The following is a 1,340-nucleotide window of genomic DNA, read 5'->3' as shown; positions in this document are numbered from 1 at the left end:
AGACCAGCCCAATCCCTGTGGGAGCAACTGTCTTGCTCAAAATCTAGAAGCCAGCCCAATCCCCTGTGGGAGCGGGCTTGTCCCGCGAACACGGGCGTAGCCCGTGCCAGGCAGCGCGGTGTCTTTTTCGCGGGTAAACCCGCTCCCACACGTACGGCGTTCGGATTTACGCCGGTGTTGCGCTCTTGCACTGAGGCAATTCCACATCCTGCCAGGGGGTACCCGTTCTTAGCATCGCATTGAGTCGTACGATGAAAACTCTCATGCAGGCCACAATCGCGACCTTGGCTGCCTTGCCCCTTTCACGCAGTGCTTGGTACTTCGCCTTAAGCGAGGGGTTTTGCCTTACGGCCACCAAACACGACATGTACAACGCGCACCTTATCCCGAAACGGCCTCCCGAGATCGAGCGCTTGCCTACGGATGTTCCACTGTCGTGATTGAAAGGTGCCACCCCAACCAGCGAGGCTATTTCTCGGGCCTCCACATGGCCCAACTCCGGCAGCAGCGTTACAAGCTTCCCAGCCGTCACCAGCCCGATACCTTTGACCTGGACTAGTTGAGCAATTCGTTCATCACCCAGCCCTTCGGCATGCAGCTTGAGCTCATGCTCAATCTGTCTGATCTGAGACCTGAAGTGCTGGAGGTTGGACTTCAGGAAGCGAGCGACCACCTCAGACTGAGCCTGTTTCAGGCGCCGCCGGTCGTCGTCTCGCTGCTGGACCAGACGATCACGCTGCTGCAGCAGCTCGCGCAGCAACGCCCTCTGCGGACTGACCTGCAGAGTAGGTTTATCGGGGATAACTTCGGCGAAATGCGCCAATACCGCTGCATCGATGGCGTCGGTCTTGGCTTTGATATTCATGGACTCGGCAAACGACCTGGCTCGCCTGGGGTTGACGCGAATGACCTTGTAGCCAGCGCTCTGCAGAAAGCTCAGAACCTCACGCTCGTATCCGCCTGTCGCCTCCAGCAGGACACGCTTGACCTTGAGGCCTCGAAGGCTCTTCTCCAATACCTCGAACCCTGCCTGATCGTTGGTGACATTGATCTTGAGGCTCTGGGGACGGACCGCTATGTCCAGCGTGCGACTAGAAACATCGATACCCACAAAGGAAACCATCACCAAAATCTCCTAGACTCAACAGAGTGAGAGGACTTTGGCTTGGCCCACGCTTGTGATTCGAGATCAAGGCCGCATCCAACTGTTCGGGCTCTCGCCAAAGTGGAACGGTGAATGGCAGCTTGTGCTCCCACTCGTGCTCAAGGCACACGCGGCATTCAGCTTGCCATTCACCGCTCTCACTCCAGATTCTAATCCCCTATCAAGACACAAGCGG

Annotated in this window: 1 protein-coding gene; it reads right to left on the bottom strand. The window is 57.4% G+C overall.

Annotation, left to right across the window (positions count from 1 at the left end):
* Positions 1–166 precede the first annotated feature (166 nt).
* Positions 167–1,123, bottom strand: a complete 957-nt coding sequence (locus ACNFHO_RS27365; RefSeq protein WP_063545967.1) for an IS110 family transposase — start codon at positions 1,121–1,123, stop codon at positions 167–169.
* Positions 1,124–1,340 lie beyond the last annotated feature (217 nt).

This window comes from Pseudomonas sp. NY15374, from assembly GCF_048068255.1.
Taxonomy (GTDB): Bacteria; Pseudomonadota; Gammaproteobacteria; order Pseudomonadales; family Pseudomonadaceae; genus Aquipseudomonas; species Aquipseudomonas machongensis.
Note: the sequence above shows the minus strand (reverse complement) of the source record. Positions and strands in the feature narration are given on the sequence as shown.